The sequence below is a fragment of the Nostoc sp. FACHB-888 genome, assembly GCF_014696655.1.
Classification (GTDB): Bacteria; Cyanobacteriota; Cyanobacteriia; order Cyanobacteriales; family Nostocaceae; genus Nostoc.
In genome coordinates this window covers 18,802-38,263 of sequence record NZ_JACJQM010000044.1, presented here as the reverse complement: position 1 = coordinate 38,263, position 19,462 = coordinate 18,802, and the positions used below count along the sequence as shown (strand labels likewise).

Sequence of the window (19,462 nt, the reverse complement as noted above, 5' to 3'; positions counted from 1 at the left end):
TTATTGGAGTTGGGAAATAGCAGTATCAGTGAAGCAAACCTCTTCAACCATTGGGGTATAGCCTAGCCACTGCACTCCTGACTGGGAAAATTGTTGTGGACACCCGCTGACGGCGAAGCGAGTTGGCAGTGGTAGGTGGGTATTTTTTAAGCCTAGTAAATCTAGCTCTTGGGCACAAGCTGCCACAACATGAACAGCTGGATCAACTAGTTGGACTTGAGAGGGGAGGAGCGATCGCAATACTGGTGTCAGGTGGGGATAATGGGTACAGCCATGAACTAAGGTGTCAATTTCCTGCTCTAGTAAAGGCTCTAGGTAAGCTCGTGCAACTTCAGCAGTGTAGGGGTCGTGAATCCGATTTTGCTCGATGAGTGGCACAAACTCAGGACATCCAACTTGCCACACTTGGACATCAGGAGCAATTTCAATTATGGCGTGCTTATAAGCATTACTTTTCGCCGTAGCTGGAGTAGCAATTACACCAATCCGCTTTCCTTGCTGCACCGCAGCTTTTGCACCCGGTAGGATTACTCCCAAAATGGGTATGTTGAATTCTTGACGCACCGTTTCTAGGGCTAGGGCAGAACTGGTGTTGCAAGCCATAATTACCATTTTTACCTGCTGCTGTTGTAGCCAGGTAATAATTTCACGCGTAAATTGTAAAATTTCTGCTTGTGAACGAATTCCGTAAGGAAGTCGAGCTGTATCCCCAAAGTAAACAATTGATTCATTGGGGAGTTGCCGATATACTTGTCGCAGTACCGTCAGTCCACCCACACCACTATCAAAGATGCCAATTGGGGCACGTTGGGGTTCAAGAGCCGAAAAATCGTCAAGATTCGCATCAAAGATCGAAGATGAATACACAGGCAGATATTAATTTAAGTTTTGGGATTTAAAATACAGAATTTAGCAGACAATTTGCTAATTGACCACTAAATTATGGAGGTTAAAGCAGGCTAAATACGACCTTTTAATTAATAATTTGTACTATATTAACGCTGTAAGTATTTTAGAATGCCACTAGCGATCGCATCTGCCATCCGATTTTGATACTCTGGTGTTCCCAATCTAGGATTGTCTTCTCGACCAGACATATAGCCTGCTTCTACTAAAATCGAAGGCATAGAGCTTTTCCTGAGAACGTAGAATCTGGCTTTGCGGGTTCCCCGGTCTTTGATTGTATCGATGTTCTGGAGGATGCTATTGCGAACTGCTTCAGCCAGAGCATAACCGCTATCATAATAATATACTTCTAACCCATTCACATCAGGACGACGATCAACGGAATTAGCGTGAATGCTGACAAACAAAGTTGCATTAACTCGCTCGGCAATATTTACCCGTCCTTGAAGTTCTACGAAAAAGTCAGCATCCCGCGTTAGCACTGCTTGTACACCATTTTGCTCTAAAATGGCTGCTACCCTTCTACCAATAGGCAAGACTACATCCTTTTCTAACAGTCCACCCAGACCAGGAGCACCTGGGTCTTTTCCACCATGTCCTGGGTCAATAACTACTAGCAATTTTCCTCTGGGAACCGAGGGGGCTGGCTGTGGCTGGAAGATAGGACGGGGATTATCTATGGGGTTTGGAGATTGACCTTGGTTTGCCGATGGCAGAGGAGGTAAAGCAATGGGGGGTGTGAGGCTACGAGAGCTTTGTAATTCTAAAGCCAAAAGCTGGTTGCCAACCTGATTTAGTTCCCCAATTTGCACTCCGGCTGCTGGTTGAACCAAGACGATGACAGTATTCGATTCTTGTGGTTGCAGGCGAACCCGAAGGATAGGACTATTAGCATTAAAAGTAGGGCCTGTAACCTTGGGAGCTAACTGAGCATTGTTGATAGTGATGCGGAACAGACCAGAGGTTCTATCCCAGCCTCCTGTAGCAGATAAATTTTTGTCGCCTCTAATTAGCAATTGTGTGCCATTACCAGCCAATTGCACAGACTCAATAGTAGCAGGTGAGGTGTTAGTAGATGGTATAGGGCGTGGACTATTATTTCCAGGCAGCTGGGCAATGCCACGACTGGGCAGAATCACAAAACCACCAACACTGCTAGTGGTTGCTCGCCAATTTTGACTATTTTCGTCCACCTGTAACGTCATGCGAACAACAGATGGGCTTGTTTGTAGTTGGCTGAACTGAATGCGGCTGACACCATACCGATTAATCGGCAAATCGCGCTGCCTTAGATTTGGTGATAAAGTAGCGCCAGCAATATCAATGTTAATTGCCCTTTGCTCGTTGCTAGGATTTACCTGAATCTGAGGATTACCACCAGTGGTACGGATGAAAAAACCATCGCCTGTGACTTGTAAGTTCTCAATTTGAGTAACTCTGGCGGCAAGCATTCCGTTTTTAAGTGGATTGACAGGGCCTGTTCTCACCACCTTGTAAATATTTCTTGGAGAGAATACTGGTGGAGATGTTCTCGGTGAAGTCTCTGTTGCTATAGCTTGCTCTTGTTGCCCCCCAGGATTTGAGGGTACATTTTCGGCTTCTGGCGTAGGTAATTGCACTGTCCAGCGATCGCCAGTTGTGCCAACAAATTGTACTCTCTTAGGGTCTAAAGTATAACCAGGAGTGAGTTCAACGACTATGCGCGTTGTTTGCTCGTCAAATTGCCCAATACGGATAGCATGAATTCCACCACCCACCCGTTGGGTTAACTGCGGACGCCCAAATGTGGTGCCTGGCAAATCAATTACCAAACGAGTGGGGTTAAAAATTAATTGTGCTTGGGGTTGAACATCCCCCAAAGTATTAAATTCCAGGCGATTTTGGTTGGCATCAAAACGCCAAGATTCGAGTCTCGCGGCCATTGCCGGCGACGACAGCATGAAGATAGTTCCAATAGTACTGGATAGCAACCAGCGTAAATTCACAGTCTTTTCTCCTGATTCACATTCATGGGAGCCGTCAACATCTCAACATATTGGCTAATCCTCACACCGTCACCGCGCACACTTGAGTTTTGTGCTGGTATTAAGACACAGCTAATGGCGTAGAATATAGCACGATCCTCTGATTTTGCCATGCCATGAGCCTATATAAATTTGACTTGCAAAGCATCAGATGACAATAACAAAGAAGCTACTCCTGTCCCGCCGCAAGAATACTGAAATTGTTGTACTACTAAATTTGGATAAAAATGGTAAAGATTAGATGTATTTACTCAATTATTTTGAATAAATTCCTTATCTTCTCTTTAGATACTGAAGGATGCCACGAGCGATCGCATCTGCCATTTGATTTTGGTAAGCAGAGCTTCTGAGTTTAGCGTTATCATCTCGACCAGTCAAATAACCTGTTTCTACGAGAATAGAAGGCATAGAACTTTTTCTAAGGACAAAAAATCTGGCTCGCCGCACTCCCCTATCTCTGACATTTACACTTTGGAGAATACTATTATGGACAGTGCGAGCTAGACCCAAACCACTATCGTAATAATAGGTTTCTAAGCCACTGACATCCGAACGACCTGGCCCGACTGCATTCGCATGAATGCTAACAAAGATATCAGCATTTGCTCGCTCTGCTAACTTCACCCGTCCGGGAAGGGTAACGAAATAGTCAGAATCTCGCGTCATAACTACTTGTACGCCATTTTGCTGCAAGACCTGAGCTATTCGTTTGCTAATAGGCAAAAGAATATCTTTTTCGCGTAGTCCCCCAAGACCTACTGCTCCAGGGTCTTTACCGCCATGTCCGGGGTCAATCAGGACTACCACTCGCCCCCTGGTAACTGAACGCTGTGGTTGTCTTGGGGGCTGGGGATTGGGATTATTAGGGTCTGGGAATGGGCCCCGGTTTGGCGGTGGTAGCCCAGGTAAAGCAAAGGGGGGTCTTGCGGGGGGGATTGCAACAATTCGACGAGAGCCTTGTATCGGTAAAGTCAGAAGCTGGTCACCAATTTGCCTGGGTTGCCCAAGTTGTACTCCTGCTGCTGGTTGAATTAAGACAACGACTGTGTTGGGTTCTTGCCGTTGCAGACGTACCCGGAGAATGGGGCTATTGGGAGCAAAAGTAGGGCCTGTAACTCTAGGAGCTAACTTGGCATTGGGAATTGTGAGGCGAAACAGGCCTGAGGATCTATCCCAAGTTCCCGTGGCAGATAAAGTTTGGTCGGCTCTAATTAGCAGTTGTGTGCCATTATCAGCCAGTTGCACAGACTCAATTGTTGCTGGTGAGTTGTTGGCAGATGTTCTGCTGGGAAGGGAAACGGGTTCTGACTGACTATTAGAATTATTACTTCCAGGAAGTGTAACAACACGACTGGGTAGAATCACCAAACCACCGCCGTTACTATTAGTTGCTCGCCAGTCTGGGCTATTTTTGTCTACCCGTAAACTCAAGCGGACACCAGGAGGTTGGGTTTGTAGCTGGGTGAATTCAACACGGCTAACACCATGTTTATTAACGGGTATATTATTCTGTTGCGCCAGACGTGATGATAAAGATGCGCCAGAGATATCTACGAAGATAGTAGCGCGATCGCGGCTGCGAATTACCTGAATTGGGGGATTGCCACCACTGGTGCGGACGAACAACCCATCGCCTGTGACTTGTAAGCTCTCAATTTGAGTCGCCCCTCGTGTAGTAGTGGCAACCCTTGAAATATTAGGTTGAAGCTCAGAGTTTGGAGTAACAACACTGTAAGCACTTCTAGGAGATAAAGTGGGAGACGAGGCTACTCTATCGACTTCTGGTCTAGGTAATTGCACCGTCCAGCGATCGCCAGTTGCACCAGCAAATTTTACTCGTTTGGGGTCTAAAGTATAACCAGGTGTCAGTTCGACAACTATACGTGTTGTTTCTGTATCAAACTGCCCAACCCGAATCGAGCGAATTCCACCGCCTACCTGTTGAGTTACCTGCGGACGCCCAAATGTGGTTCCTGGCAAATCAATTACCAGCCGAGTGGGGTTAAAAATTAGTTGTGCCTGGGGTTGAACTGCTCCCACAGTATTAATTTCCAGCCTGTTTTGATTGGCATCAAAGCGCCAAGATTCAAGTCTCGCGGCCATTGCAGGCGACGATAGCATGAAGATAGTTCCAATAGCGCTGGGTAATAACCAGTGTAATTTCACAGTCCTTTCTCCTAATTCAAGTTCATGGGAGCCGTCAATATCTCAACTCATTGGTAAATCATCACACCGCCACCACCTAAACTTCGCCTTTGATGCCTTTTTTGATTTTTAAGCTGGTATAAACACATACTTAAATCAGTACCAAGTTTCATAATTGGGTTTAAATCCCCATGTGAAAACCTCCACCTGTAGAGGTAGAAACTCTGACTCCTAAAGAAGCTAGAAAACTAATAACTGATAACCGTTTTCTGATAACTGTTTTTTGTTCGTTGCCATCAATACGCTAAGTAAATAATTCCCATTACTGGGAGATGATCTAGCAAGATTTATGGGTGTTACTCCCCAATTACCTAAAAAATATTCAGATAAAGGCCAACAAGCCAAGGGAGATTAGAAATAAATAACATTCTAAATGCTAGTAAAAATTAGAAACAAACGATTATTCTACAATTACACGGGACGGAAATTTGCTACGGGAAGTTTCCACTGCACGATCACAAAATCTTCAAAGTACGGTGATAGTACTGAATTCAGAGTCCTGAGTTCTGAGCGAAAATTACTCAGAACTCAGTAAGAATTTACCCAAGACTTTGATTAGCGATCGCCAGATTCTGGGGTTACTTCCAAATTGCCACTATCATTTGATGCTGGCACTCTCGACTGAGGTGGTTCAATTACCAACGAGGTTCCAGAGGAACCGTCTAAAATTAGTTGATCTGAGCCTGCATCCACGGTTTTTGGATCTGGAAATACAAATCGTAATAAGGGAGGAGCTAAAAAGGTTGTCAAGATAACCATCATGATAATTGCCGCCCCTAATGGTTTCGAGAGAGCGCCACTGGCTGCGCCGACACCAGCAAACACTAATCCGACTTCGCCCCTGGGAATCATCCCCACACCGATTGCTAAACGGTTGATTTCCGGTTGACCAAACACGCTTAAGCCTGTGATTACTTTACCGAGAATGGCTACTATGATCAGGAAAGTTGCCATAATTAGACCTTCTCGATTGTCGGGAATTGCTGGGTTTAATACTCCCAAATCGGTTTTTGCCCCAACAGTCACAAAGAAAATTGGCACTAACATATCGGCAATCGGACAGACTTGGCTTTGCAGTTGTTTGCGCTTATCTGTCTCTTCTAGGACTAAACCTGCCGCAAAAGCTCCCAGAATTGCTTCTAAGTGGATGACGGCGGCAAGGTATGCCATAGCAAAGGCAAAGATAAATGCTGGTATAACCAGTCCACCGCGTGTTTTGAGTTTATCAGCGATCGCCACAAAGGACTTATTGAAAACATTGCCTAGTAGGATTGCTCCCAAAATAAAACCAGTGGCGCTGATAATCAAATAGATGACTTTGCTGACATCCACCACGCCATCTTTAGCTAGGCTGGCAACTACCGCTAAAACGATGATTCCCAAAACGTCGTCTATTACGGCAGCGCCCAAAATAATCTGCCCTTCTTTAGAATTGAGTCGCCCCAACTCTGACAGCACCTTGGAAGTAATACCGATACTAGTGGCAGTCAAAGCCGCCCCTGCAAAAATTGCGGGTACAGCACCAATACCAAACAAAGTCATCAGTCCCACAGTACCAGCGGCAAAGGGTACTACTACCCCCACTACTGCGACAATGGTAGCTTGGATACCAACTGCCAATAAATCTTTTAAGTTCGACTCCAAGCCGATTTCAAACAGTAGGATGATCACACCCAATTCTGCTAAAACCGAAACCACCTCAGACTGAGCTGCAAACACCGCGGGGCTGGCTTCAGGAGTTAAACCAGCAGTGATTTGCAGGAAGGACATGATCAAAGAGTTAGAACTATCTGTGCTGCCTTCTGGAAACACTAAAAGGTGGAAAACAGAAATGCCCACTACCACACCACCTAATAGTTCGCCTAAGACAGGCGGCAAACCCACTCGGTTTGATAACTCTCCACCAACTTTGCTGGCGAGATAAACTACTACTAAGCTTAGTAACACTGCTGCTACTACCATTGAACTGTCTGCGGCTTCTGTTGCCGTAGCCAGCAGAGGAAAAGAGAAGTTGATTGGATTTAACAAATACATGGGTTCCGTGAAAATCCTTCTCTTTGATTTTGACGCGTTTCTGAAAAACGGCTATCTGTGGAGATGCTATTGGCAGCTTGCATAAATTTATTTGTGCCATTTGTCAACTCAATCAATTGCTGCCAGTAGACTTTGGAAACCGGGACTACAGACAGTCTAGAAAATTGCAGCAAGTCAAAGTTGATAAATTTATAAAAAGGCGTCGGGAAAACCCACTCTTTTTAAAGATGGAATGAGAGACGTTGTTGATGGTTAACAGTCTTTCGTGTTGTCCCATCCCCTTTTCAAAATGGGATGAGCTTAATTAAGCGTCCCATTCCAAATTGAAGTAAGAATAATTTTCCGACTTTATTTACGCCGTGGCGTACTAAGTAATGTTCTTTAGTTTCAAAAAATGTAACCATTTCAGCTTTTAACTGTAGCAGTGTCAAAGTAAGAACATACAAATCGTATCTAGCGATCGCACTTCAGTTGTGAAAAACTGATGGTAACTGTTGACTCTCAACAGTCCCATAATATTGCTACATACCTTTATTCAAAACATCTGTGGATACTTTGAGGAGTGCAAATCTTATGACTAGAGCCGCTTTACTCGGTTCTCAGTTTTCCAATGGAAACCTGTGGAAAATACTGCCTTTAGCAATGCTTTTCTGTGTAACTATTACACTGCCTGCATTGGCCCAAGAAAAGGATAAATTGTGGCGAACCCTTACTGTCAATGGTCGCGGAGTTGAAGCAATTCCTACAACCTTGGCGCAAGTCAGTTTAGGAGTGGAGATTCAAGGGAAAACAGCCCAAGAGGTACAACAAGAAGCCGCCCGGAGGTCATCGGCTGTAGTTGCGTTCCTCAAGAGCCAAAATGTCGAAAAATTACAAACTACTGGTATTCAGCTTAATCCAGTTTACAGTTACACCAACAATGTGCAGAGGATTACAGGCTATGCTGCCAATAACACTGTGAGTTTTAGGATTCCTACCGAAAAAGCTGGTACATTATTGGATAATGCAGTGAAAGCGGGTGCGACACAAATTAACGGTATTAGTTTTGTTGCTAATGATGAAGCGATCGCGGCTGCTCAAAAACAAGCATTAAAAGAAGCTACTCAAGATGCCCAGCAGCAAGCTGATGCGGTTTTCAGTGCCTTGGGTTTCAAATCCAAAGAAGTGGTGAGCATTCAAGTTAATAATGCCAGTGCGCCTCCACCACCAATGTTTTTAAGGGCTGAGGCTGCAAAGTTAGCCAATGCAGATGCTTCCACCCCTATCGTTGGTGGTGAACAACAAGTAGAAGCATCCGTGACACTACAAATTAGTTATTAGTCATTAGTCCTTTGTCATTTGTGAGGGCAAAGGACTAATAATCAATGCCCAATGCCCAATTAAAAATGTTCTGAAGACATATCTCCTGCACCACTTTCTCCATCGCGCTTAGAGCCTAATAAATCTAGTTGGTCTACTCTAATAATCGGTGTAGAACGGTTTGCTCCTGTTTGGCGATCGCTCCATGAGTCAAACTTTAAAGAACCTTTTATACCAATTAGGCTTCCCTTACGCACATAATTACCTGCTACCTCGGCCGTCTTATCCCATAATTCTAGAGTGAACCAGTCAGGTTCCTCGCTGTTGCGCGATCGTCTTTTTACAGCTAGTGTCAATCTACACTTAACACTACCAGACTCAAAATATTTTATATCAGGGTCGCTACCTACACGGCCCACAAGGGTGACAATATTAATACTCATATGGGTTACCTCTTAGTACAAGCGTACTTGCAAATGCCGACTTTCATCATAGCGAATTGTGAAACACTTGAAAATAATGTATTAAACAGTTAACAATATAGTTGACTTGAAAAATTATACATACTACTTGGAGAAACACATAAAACTATACGGATATACTAAGTTAACCAGAGAATATCAAAACATACACACCTGAGACATAGTAAATATTCCTGGGAATCATATAAACATATAGTCTAGTTTACTCAACTCAGGATACAAACATAATCAAATCAACTCTTACCGTTGTAGTCAAAAAGTATCGCACATAGGGGGCTTAGAAACGCGTGGGTATTTTTAGAAACTTTCGCACATCATGGGATATGGGTATCGACCTCGGTACTGCTAACACCCTCGTTTATGTATCTGGTAAAGGTATTGTACTGCAAGAGCCTTCTGTAGTTGCTATCGATGTTAACGAAAAGGTAGCACTGGCAGTAGGAGAAGAAGCCAAAAAAATGCTCGGTCGCACACCTGGAAATGTGATTGCCCTCCGCCCTTTGCGTGATGGTGTAATCGCTGATTTCGATATAGCCGAGCTGATGCTGAAAAGCTTTATTCAGCGTGTGAATGAAGGTAAATCTTTAATTTTACCCCGGATTGTCATTGGTATTCCTAGTGGCGTTACAGGAGTAGAAAGGCGAGCTGTGATGGATGCGGCTCACCAAGCAGGAGCAAGAAAAGTGTATTTAATCGATGAACCTGTAGCTGCAGCAATTGGCGCAGGACTACCTGTTGCCGAACCCACTGGCAACATGATCATCGATATTGGTGGTGGTACAACAGAAGTTGCAGTACTGAGTCTTCAAGGTACAGTAATCAGCGAATCAGTACGCATTGCTGGAGATGAGCTGACTGAAGCGATCATTCAGTATATTAAGAAAGTTCATAACTTAGTCATTGGTGAACGTACTGCCGAGGACATCAAGATTCGGATTGGTTCTGCCTATCCTACTAATGATGATAATGATGCCATGATGGAAATCCGAGGCTTACACTTGCTTTCTGGTCTACCGCGAACTGTAACAATCAAAGGCCCAGAAATCCGTGAAAGTATGTTGGAACCGCTATCAGTAATTATAGAAGCCGTGAAGCGGACACTGGAACGTACACCTCCAGAACTAGCAGCAGACATTATTGACAGAGGTATTATGTTAGCTGGTGGTGGTGCTTTGCTCAAAGGCATAGATACCCTCATTAGCCATGAAACGGGGATTGTGACCCATATTGCTGCTGATCCTCTTTCCTGTGTTGTGCTGGGAACAGGTCGTGTGTTAGAAAACTTCAAACAGTTAGAACGAGTTGTCACCGAAAGCTCTCGCAATATGTAGCAAAAAAATATCAGACTTGAGTTCTATTTGAGTTCTATTTGGGTTCTATATAAAGAGAATCCAAGTAGAACTTAATTATGTAAGTGTATAAAGGTATATATGGTTACAATACGGCGTTGGTGGGATCATAAAGGGTTACAAATTGGGTTGTTAGCTTTAGTAGTTAGTAGTGCTTGGGTATTGCGACAAACTCAAGGTGAATTAGTGCTTGAGACATACCAGGCAATTACCCGTCCGTTAGAGATGTTGCAGTCAGGGCCAACTCGAGAAGAACGTCTTAGAGATGCTCGGATATTGGAATTGCAAACCCGTATAGTAGATTTGGAAAGTCAAAAAACAAAGCTACAAGATTTATTAGGCTATGTAGAAAAAGAGCCGTTGGCATCACGGCCAATTCCAGCACGGGTAATAGGACGTAGTGCTGATCAGTGGTGGCAACAGGTTACCCTGAATCGCGGTACGAATGCAGGGATTCAGGAAGGCTTTATAGTCAAAGCAGATGGCGGATTGGTGGGTCTAGTGGAGAGTGTAACTCCCAATACTAGCCGTGTGTTGTTAATCAGTGATCTTAAAAGTAAAGTGGGTGTATCAGTTAGTCGCACAGCAGCTAAAGGTGTTTTGCGAGGAGATTCTTCTGCCGAAGCTGTGCTGGAGTTTTATGAAAAAGTCCCAAATGTCAAAGTAGGAGATTTAGTTTCCACATCTACTTATAGTCAGAAATATCCATCTGGCTTGGCAGTAGGACGAATCAAGTCACTGGATTTAAAGAAACTTCCCGCATCAGTGGCGAAAATTGAGCTTTTTCCACCAATTCGCTCTCTTGATTGGGTAGCTGTTTATCCAAAGCCAGAAAACCAAGAGTCGGAAACCCAAAAGTCTAAGTAAATTCTTCAAAAAATCTATAGAAAAATGAAGATTCCTGCATTTAGTCACAGCAGGCAGAAAAAGCCAAAATCGTCAGGACGAAAATCGAAATTTCAAATCCAGCCACTTTCCCGTTGGCATCCTGGTGTACGTCAGTTGCTGGGTTGGATAGTGACGGCTAGTTCTGTACTGTTATGTTTACTGTTATTACCAACTCGCCTGCCAGGTATGGAATTATTGGGAATTGGCCCTAACTGGCTGTTAATTTGGGTGGTAGCTTGGAGTGTGAAGCGCACGGTGTTTGCTGGCGCATTCGCAGGTATAGTTCTAGGGCTACTTCAAGATTCAATGACATCACCTAACCCTACTCATGCCCTCAGTTTAGGTATAGTGGGAATTTTAACTGCTCTGCTACAGAAGCAGCGTTTTATCGAAGAAGATTTTATTTCGATCGCTGTAATTGTCTTTGTTATGGCAGTTCTAGCAGAAACCATCTTTGGGTTGCAATTAACTTTGATGGGAAATGAGCGCAAATTAACAGATATTTGGACATATTACCAACGTGTTGCCTTAGCCTCTGCCATTCTTAGTAGTCTGTGGGCACCTGTAGTCTATTATCCGCTAAATCGTTGGTGGCAGAGGATAAAATTGTTGGAGCAATAGTAAAGGGAGTTAGGAATTCAAAACGGGATAGGTTACAGGTGATACCAAACCTATGTAAGCCTGCATAGAATAATTCCTTTGTTTGCGATGGAGTTTCAAGTCTTTATATTCTGTGCATCTTCATAGAGAATTGTTACGACACTAAAGAAAATTATCCCTTGTACCCTGTAACCTAAGTCTTTATGGAATTTAGGTAAGCTCTAGCAATATAGATTCAAGCTACATTAAATCAAACAACATCGTATCATGATAGTTAGTAACATTTATGTCTAATACTTTCTTTTTTGCCTTAAAAAAATATCAGGTAAGTCATCTTTTGATTTACTAATGGCAAAATGTGGAAGTTTTCACTGACTAACTTAATTGGAGAACGCTGATGTCGAAGGAAAGAAAAAGTAATAAAGAAGTTAAAAAACCTAAAAAAGATCCCAAAGACAAAAAGGATAAAAACGAACCAAAGAAATAGGACGATTTAAGTAGATAGCTTTAGCGAAGACCAAGAGTTGCATTTCTTGATATTGAAAATACTTCGTTTAGTAGCATTGAGTAGGAGAAGTTATTCTCAAAAGTTTACTCACCCTTGGTCAAGCCTCAAAATCTGAGAATTTAGAAGATTTCAGTTACCTACACCGTATTGCTTGCAATCGGTGTAGGAGCGTGGCGTTAATCATTGGTGTCAACTTAAGCCTTGGCGAATGGAATTGCCTGCGGCACACTGCGTGTAGCTCGCTTCTCCGTAGGAGTACGCAGCTACACAGGCAAAGTCCGCCTCTGCGGACTAAGGTCAAATCAAAGTTTTGAAACCCACGGAGGTGGGTTTTGTTTGTGTAGACGAGCCAGTGCGTTGGGCGGTTGTGCCGACTTGAAGCACCTTGCGTGCGGTTTCTAACTGCCCATTTCGCGTTAGGTTGACACCAATGGGCGTTAATGCGTGCGATGTCTACGATGAGCTATTTATTGGGCTACTAAATTCTAAATTAGGCAGGAGTAAACTTCAACGAAACCCCGTTCATGCAATAGCGTTTGCCAGTGGGTGCAGGGCCATCATCAAAAACATGACCAAGATGGCTACCACAACGACTACAATGCACTTCAGTTCTGGTCATAAACAACGACCTATCTACAGTAGTAGCGATCGCACCTTCAATTGGGTTAAAAAAGCTAGGCCAGCCTGTACCACTGTTAAATTTGGTATCAGAGGTAAACAGTGGCTGTTCACACGCAGCACAATAATAAGTGCCTTGGTCGTATTCCTTATCCAATGGGCTGGTGTGAGGGCGTTCAGTCCCGTGTTTACGCAATACACGAAACTGTTCTGGTGTTAAGATGGTGCGCCATTCTTCTTCAGGTTTAGTAATTTCAAATCCACTCTTAGAAGTTGTCATGGCTTCTGACTCCTGATTGTTGTAAATATACCTTGATAACAATGCTGTGCCAACTATTACTGCACTAGCTTGTAAAAAATATCGTTTGTCCATCTATCTATTATTTTCTATTTTCCGGTTAACTGGACAATCAACTCCAGTACGGGATTCCCTACATTCATGATCAAAGAGGCAGGGGAGTAAGGGTTTTAGAACAACTAAATTTATCAACGAAGGCAGGAGTTAGGGGGCAGTTCAAGAGTAGAGGAAAACTGACCCCTAACTCCTGCCCGTGACCGGAGGGAACTTGGGTTTAAGACCTCCACCAAATTTTTAATTTGGTGGCTTTTATTCAGGAGGGGTCTGAATCCCCTTGTGAATAAGACCTTCTGCCTTCTGCCTCCTTCAATTATGGGGTTCTCTCCCTTGCTTCTAGGAAGAACTGCTCCCAAGCATAACTGCTATATAATCAGCGATGTCTGAACGACAAGCCGCTGACGCTCCTTCTCTGCGAGACGCTACGCGAACGTCGTTACCGCTTCGCTAATGCGTCTACGCTCTAAATTAGCCCTGAGCAAGTGATTAAAATGAGCTAAGAAACCAAGAATTATTCTTTAATAAAATACTGTAAAGGAATCAGATCGGCTTGACTTGATTTGAACTGCATACCTAGATGTGTAGCGACGGTCAATCATCATCTTCATCAGAGATGGTTTTTAGATCCTGAGTCGTCCCTTGTTTACCCCGACCCTTGAGAAATACAAATGCGCCATTGAGCCGCTTTACCCCACTGAGGGTAATCAGGGTCAGTAACCCTCCTAATAATCCCATTTGCCACAGACCACAACCGATCGCAGCCCCCAAACCGGCCGCAGTCCAGATACAGGCGGCTGTAGTTAAATTTTTTACCTTTGGTGCCGCAGATTTTCTAGGAGATTCATGTAAAATCAATCCGGCTCCGAGAAATCCTATCCCGGTAGCTACACCTTGAATTGTACGACTCAGCGCATTGGCGGCATCATCGGGACTCCCACTCTCAGCCTGCAAAGGAATCATTACGAATATTGCTGCCCCCATACTTACGAGCATAAATGTTCTCATTCCTGCTGGTCTACCCCCTTGCTGACGATTAAATCCAATCAAGCAACCAACCAGGAGCGCCAAAGACAATCGAAATGCTATATGTGGCCAATCGTTGGCATTAATAAACATCGGCCCCATTGCTTCATTTCTCCTAGAGACAGAACGGAACTTTGCACCTATGCCTAGCGGGCTGAATGGCTAGTTTTTAGCTGATAACCTAAGTACAGTAAACAAATACGTTTAGCTTACATTAAGGTTAATTTAACAAAAGGTTAGAGACAAGTAAACTAATATACGCAAACCTGCCATTGTTGTATTCCCCCTAGAGACAGAAGGAAACGAGCAGGGGAAGACAAGAAATCCCGTGCGTTGAAAATATGAACAACGTTAATCCACCACGCTATCGTTGGCTCTAAGGCGAGCAGGGAGGCAAAGCTCCAGCCCTTAAAATAACCTCAGCGCTTTTTTGGTCAGGTTAGCCAGTAAATTAGATGTAGGGCGTAAAAAAATAAACTTAATGAAAGCGATGTCTAACGACAGGCCGCAAGGCGTCTGCGCTTCTGATTTTGCATCTATCGTCGGCGAAGAAAATGCTGTTTGCCTTTGGGAAAATATCGAAATAGGGCAGCAAAAACTTATCCAACAAGCTATAGCTTCTGGAAATTCTCCCAGTTGTATCGTTTATCCCCGCACCCAACAACAGCTAGCCGCAGTCATCGCTACAGCTTACAGTAACAACTGGCGTGTCCTCCCCTGTGGTAGTGGCAGTAAACTTAGCTGGGGCGGTTTAGCTAAGAACGTTAATGTCGTAGTTAGTACAGAACGCATCAACCAACTGATTGAACACGCTGTTGGGGATTTGACTGTCACAGTAGAACCTGGGATGAAGTTCTCAGATTTGCAAGCACTCTTAGCAAAGTCGCAGCAATTTCTTGCCCTTGACCCTACAGCACCAGAGTCAGCAACCATTGGCGGTATTGTTGCCACAGGTGATACAGGTTCTCTACGACAACGTTATGGTAGTGTGCGCGACCAGTTACTAGGTATTAGCTTTGTGCGCGCTGATGGACAAGTCGCTAAAGCTGGGGGAAGAGTAGTTAAAAATGTTGCCGGATATGACTTGATGAAGTTGCTTACTGGGTCTTATGGTACGTTAGGCTTTATTAGTCAACTAACTTTTCGTGTATATCCGCTACCAGAGGCATCGGGGACGGTAGTACTAACCGGCAGTGCAGAGGCTGTATCCCAAGCGGCTGATATTCTTCGAGGTTCGGCATTAACACCAGTTCAGGCTGATTTGCTATCAACTAAATTGGTGTCCAGCTTAGGTTTGGGTGAAGGACTGGGATTAATTGCCCGCTTTCAAAGTATTAGTGAGAGTGTTAAGGAACAGTCAAACCGAGTTTTGGAAGTAGGGCAAAAGTTAGGTTTAAACGGGGCAATTTTTGCAGATGGTGATGAGGCTAATCTATGGCAGAGATTGCAAGAACGAATACATACTACTGCCACAGAATCTGTAATTACTTGCAAAATAGGAGTGTTACCTACTGCTGCTGTGGAAATTTTAACTCAGGTGGAGTTGGGTTTAATTCATATAAGTAGTGGTTTGGGTTTGTTACAATTAGAGGATAAAAATCAAGTTTTGAAAGTGCGCGATGAGCTACGCTCCGCTGGAAGCGATGCCTACGGCGGGCTGCGCCTACGCACTCAAGTTAATAGAGGTTTTTTAACAATTTTGTCAGCACCAATGGCGGTTAAAGAACAAATAGATGTTTGGGGTTATACGGGGAATGCTTTGCCGTTGATGCGCCGTATTAAGGAACAGTTTGATAGTAAGAATATTTTAAGTCCTGGGCGGTTTGTGGGTGGGATTTAGTTTTAACAAACCGCGTAGACGCAAAGGACTCAAAGGAAGAGGGGAAAGAGAGAAATATGCAAGTTTCAGATAATTCTGTTAATAATACGGCTAGTTTAAAGAATTTGAAGGGGTTTGATGAGAGTCATCCGCCTGACCCAAAGTTGATTGATAGTTGTGTACATTGTGGGTTTTGTCTCTCGACTTGCCCCAGTTATCGGGTGCTTGGCAAAGAGATGGATTCACCTAGAGGGCGCATCTATTTAATGGATGCAATTAATGAGGGTGAAATTGCTCTAAATACGGCAACTGTAGAACATTTTGATTCTTGTTTGGGATGCCTTGCTTGTGTGAGTACTTGTCCTTCTGGTGTGCAGTATGACAAGTTAATTTCTGCAACTCGTCACCAAGTTGAACGAAATTATCCCCGCAGTTTGCCAGACCAATTTTTTCGTCAACTGATATTTTCTCTGTTTCCCTACCCCAATCTTTTACGGGTTTTATTAGTTCCGTTATTGGTTTATCAAAAGTTAGGTTTTGCTAAATTCTTTCGCGCTACAGGTTTACTCAATAAAATCTCCCCCCGTTTGGCAGCAATGGAATCAATTCTGCCAGAAATTACTCTCAAATCTTTTCAAGATAATTTGCCTACTGTTATTCGCGCCCAAGGTGAAAAGCGCTACCGAGTTGGGGTAATTTTGGGTTGCGTGCAACGGCTATTTTTCTCGCCAGTTAATGAAGCAACGGTGCGGGTTTTAACAGCGAATGGTTGTGAAGTTGTGATTCCGAAATCTCAAGGTTGTTGTGCAGCGCTTCCCGAACACCAAGGACAAACAGAACAGGCGAAGGCTTTAGCAAGGCAGATGATTGATAGTTTTGCCAAGACGGATGTAGATTTTGTGATTATCAATGCTGCTGGTTGCGGTCATACTTTGAAAGAATACGGTCACATTTTAGAAGATGACCCAGAATATCGGGAAAAGGCAAGGGATTTTGCAGCTAAAGTTAAAGATGCTCAAGAGTTTTTAGCAACTGTTGGGTTTACAGCAAAACTTTCGCCACTGATGGATAAACCTTTGAATTTAGTTTATCAAGATGCTTGTCATTTATTGCATGGACAAAAGATTAGCGTGCAACCGCGTCAGATATTGCGGCAAATTCCAGGGGTGAAGTTGAGAGAACCACTAGACGCGGCTTTATGTTGTGGCAGCGCTGGGGTTTATAATATGCTCCAACCAGAAGTTTCTGAAGAATTGGGTCGGCAAAAAGTGCAGAATTTGTTGAATACTGGTGCTGAGTTAATTGCTTCTGCTAATCCGGGGTGTACTTTGCAAATTACTAAGCATTTGCAGTTGCAAGGTAAGAAAATTTCAGTTATTCACCCGATGGAGTTGTTAGATTATTCGATTCGGGGTGAGAAGTTGGAATTGTAGACATCTGCTTATTGCGTTATAGTTTTTCCTACTGTCATAGCCACCTCTCGAAGAGCGGGGAGGTGGTTGGGGGTGGGGTTCTTGTACCTCACTCAACCTATATGCATTTCTGATTTTTCATGGCATCTGGAAAACCTCACTTCTATTTCTCTCTCCTTTTAGGCTACGGTGTACACACAATTGTTCTAGAGTTACCCCACAGGCTTTGATCCCCCAACCCCCCTTTTTAAGGGGGGCAAAAACCTTTCAAAGTCCTCCAATTTATCGGAGGATTTAGGAGGATCAACAAGACTTTGGTTTTATATAGAGATAGCCGCTTTGAAGAAGTTTTTTCCGAAATAGCGGTTTTGCCGTCTGTATAACCACTGAGATGGGCAAGAGTATCAGGCTAATTTCAGGTGATTTGTAATGAAACTGGATTTAACAAGGTTTTTTAAAGCTTGCAACCCTAGCAAGACTTTAGTTGTAAGCAAACCAGAGGATAAACAATATTATATTGATTTCTCTAAAGTGCGTGGTGCCAAGATTATTGAGGAACTTGGGCGAACTATCACCCGCCTTTCACCTGAAGAACCTACCTGTCAATTATTTACCGGACATATCGGCTGTGGCAAATCTACTGAGTTACTGCGACTCAAAGCAGAGTTAGAGCAGCAGGGATTTCATGTGGTTTATTTTGAGTCTAGCCAAAGCCTGGATATGGCTGATATTGATGTTACAGATATTTTATTGGCAGTAGCTCGTGAGGTGAGTCAAAGTCTCGAAGCAATCAAAATCAATCTCAAACCAGGATACTTTAAAAATCTATTTACGGAAATTTCTGAGTTTTTGCAAACGCCGCTAGATATTGGGGTAGAGGCTGAATTATCTGTAGGTATTGCCAAGATTACTGCCAAAACTAAAGATAGCCCCAAACTTCGCGGTCAGTTGCGGCAATATTTAGAACCGCGCACCAATGGCATTTTAGAATCAATCAACAAAGAATTGCTCAAGCCTGCTAGAGAAAAACTCAAACAGGAAGGTAAAAAAGGACTGGTAGTAATTATAGATAATCTCGACCGAGTGGATAATTCTTTGAAGCCTTCCGGTCATTACCAGCCAGAATATCTGTTTGTGGAACGCGGTGAACAGTTAAATCAGCTAAATTGTCATGTTGTTTATACCATTCCGTTAGTGTTGATTTTTTCCAACGCTTTAGGTAGGTTAACAAATCGCTTTGGCGTAGACCCCAAGGTTTTGCCGATGGTTCCCGTGCAGTTACAAGATAGTTCGCAATTCTCACAAGGAATCACGCTGCTGCAACAGATGGTTATGACGAGGGCTTTTCCTGGTGTTAGTTGGGAACAAAGTCGGAATTTAATTACTGAGGTTTTTGATAGTCCTGATACTTTAGAGAGACTTTGCCGAGTTAGCGGCGGTCATTTGCGTAATTTGCTAATGTTATTATTTCGCTGTCTTCAACAAGAAGACCCACCTCTGTCGCGCGAGTGTGTAAATAGGGTGATTAAACAACGCCGCAATGAGCTAAGTTTGGCAATTACGCCCGATGAATGGGAATTACTGCGTGAGGTGGCGCAAGACAAAAACCTAAGAGGTCATGAAAGATACGAACTTTTGCTCCGCAGTATGTTTGTATTTGAATACCGGAATCAGGATGGTTCTTGGTTTGATATCAATCCAATTTTGGCTGAAGCCAAGGAATTTAGGTTATAAATCGGGTATTTTGTGAAATGCTATAACGTTAAGCATCTCAGTCTTCATGGGAGCGGTTTCTGTCGTGATGGGAGCGGTCTCAGTCTTCACGGGAGCGGTCTCTGTCGTGATGGGAGCGGTCTCAGTCTTCACGGGAGCGGTCTCTGTCGTGATGGGAGTGGTCTCAGTCTTGATGGGAGCGGTCTCTGTCGTGATGGGAGTGGTCT

At 43.7% G+C, this 19,462-nt stretch carries 15 protein-coding genes; 7 read left to right on the top strand and 8 right to left on the bottom strand.

Annotated features, from left to right (window positions below; all coding sequences use genetic code 11):
• The 5 genes from murI to H6G26_RS23515 all read right to left on the bottom strand — a co-directional run bounded on the left by murI (window position 1) and on the right by H6G26_RS23515 (window position 7,169).
• Window positions 1–867, bottom strand: coding sequence for a glutamate racemase (gene murI, locus H6G26_RS23535; protein ID WP_190731672.1), 867 nt, complete (start codon window positions 865–867; stop codon window positions 1–3).
• A gap of 128 nt (window positions 868–995) precedes the next feature.
• Window positions 996–2,891, bottom strand: a complete 1,896-nt coding sequence (locus H6G26_RS23530; protein ID WP_190731670.1) for an N-acetylmuramoyl-L-alanine amidase — start codon at window positions 2,889–2,891, stop codon at window positions 996–998.
• Window positions 2,888–3,043 (bottom strand): hypothetical protein, encoded by a 156-nt coding sequence (locus H6G26_RS23525; RefSeq protein WP_190731668.1) that lies wholly within the window; start codon window positions 3,041–3,043, stop codon window positions 2,888–2,890. The genes H6G26_RS23530 and H6G26_RS23525 overlap by 4 nt, the downstream gene beginning before the upstream one ends.
• A gap of 160 nt (window positions 3,044–3,203) precedes the next feature.
• The gene (locus H6G26_RS23520; RefSeq protein ID WP_190731667.1) at window positions 3,204–5,096 is read right to left on the bottom strand and encodes an N-acetylmuramoyl-L-alanine amidase; all 1,893 of its coding nucleotides are present in this window, start codon (window positions 5,094–5,096) and stop codon (window positions 3,204–3,206) included.
• Window positions 5,097–5,690: 594 nt separating this feature from the next.
• The gene (locus H6G26_RS23515; protein ID WP_190731666.1) at window positions 5,691–7,169 is read right to left on the bottom strand and encodes a cation:proton antiporter; all 1,479 of its coding nucleotides are present in this window, start codon (window positions 7,167–7,169) and stop codon (window positions 5,691–5,693) included.
• 573 nt (window positions 7,170–7,742) lie between these two features.
• On the opposite strand from H6G26_RS23515, the gene H6G26_RS23510 reads away from it, so the two are divergent.
• A complete protein-coding gene (locus H6G26_RS23510; protein WP_190731665.1) occupies window positions 7,743–8,489 on the top strand; it encodes an SIMPL domain-containing protein in 747 nt (248 codons plus the stop codon).
• Window positions 8,490–8,548: 59 nt separating this feature from the next.
• On the opposite strand, the gene H6G26_RS23505 is transcribed toward H6G26_RS23510, so the two are convergent.
• On the bottom strand, window positions 8,549–8,911 hold the full coding sequence (locus H6G26_RS23505) for a single-stranded DNA-binding protein (protein WP_190731664.1): 363 nt from the start codon (window positions 8,909–8,911) through the stop codon (window positions 8,549–8,551).
• Between the two features lie 362 nt (window positions 8,912–9,273).
• Here H6G26_RS23505 and H6G26_RS23500 point away from each other — a divergent pair, with 362 nt between their 5' ends.
• The 3 genes from H6G26_RS23500 (at window position 9,274) to mreD (ending at window position 11,808) form a co-directional block, all read left to right on the top strand.
• Window positions 9,274–10,281: a rod shape-determining protein gene (locus H6G26_RS23500; RefSeq protein ID WP_190731708.1), complete on the top strand. Its 1,008-nt coding sequence runs from the start codon at window positions 9,274–9,276 to the stop codon at window positions 10,279–10,281.
• Between the two features lie 99 nt (window positions 10,282–10,380).
• Window positions 10,381–11,166: a rod shape-determining protein MreC gene (gene mreC / locus H6G26_RS23495; protein ID WP_190731663.1), complete on the top strand. Its 786-nt coding sequence runs from the start codon at window positions 10,381–10,383 to the stop codon at window positions 11,164–11,166.
• Between the two features lie 24 nt (window positions 11,167–11,190).
• The gene (gene mreD / locus H6G26_RS23490) at window positions 11,191–11,808 is read left to right on the top strand and encodes a rod shape-determining protein MreD (RefSeq protein WP_190731662.1); all 618 of its coding nucleotides are present in this window, start codon (window positions 11,191–11,193) and stop codon (window positions 11,806–11,808) included.
• A gap of 977 nt (window positions 11,809–12,785) precedes the next feature.
• Here the strand turns inward: mreD and msrB are convergent.
• Together msrB and H6G26_RS23480 are read right to left on the bottom strand one after the other, a co-directional pair.
• On the bottom strand, window positions 12,786–13,286 hold the full coding sequence (msrB, locus tag H6G26_RS23485) for a peptide-methionine (R)-S-oxide reductase MsrB (RefSeq protein WP_190731661.1): 501 nt from the start codon (window positions 13,284–13,286) through the stop codon (window positions 12,786–12,788).
• Between the two features lie 573 nt (window positions 13,287–13,859).
• Window positions 13,860–14,393, bottom strand: coding sequence for an MgtC/SapB family protein (locus H6G26_RS23480; protein WP_190731660.1), 534 nt, complete (start codon window positions 14,391–14,393; stop codon window positions 13,860–13,862).
• A gap of 379 nt (window positions 14,394–14,772) precedes the next feature.
• Here H6G26_RS23480 and H6G26_RS23475 point away from each other — a divergent pair, with 379 nt between their 5' ends.
• The 3 genes from H6G26_RS23475 (at window position 14,773) to H6G26_RS23465 (ending at window position 19,256) form a co-directional block, all read left to right on the top strand.
• Complete coding sequence (locus H6G26_RS23475; RefSeq protein WP_190731659.1) at window positions 14,773–16,131, top strand: FAD-binding oxidoreductase; 1,359 nt, start codon at window positions 14,773–14,775, stop codon at window positions 16,129–16,131.
• A 56-nt stretch (window positions 16,132–16,187) separates the two neighbouring features.
• Window positions 16,188–17,543, top strand: a complete 1,356-nt coding sequence (locus tag H6G26_RS23470; RefSeq protein ID WP_190731658.1) for a (Fe-S)-binding protein — start codon at window positions 16,188–16,190, stop codon at window positions 17,541–17,543.
• Between the two features lie 408 nt (window positions 17,544–17,951).
• Window positions 17,952–19,256, top strand: coding sequence for a P-loop NTPase fold protein (locus H6G26_RS23465; RefSeq protein ID WP_190731657.1), 1,305 nt, complete (start codon window positions 17,952–17,954; stop codon window positions 19,254–19,256).
• The last annotated feature ends 206 nt before the right edge of the window (window positions 19,257–19,462 follow it).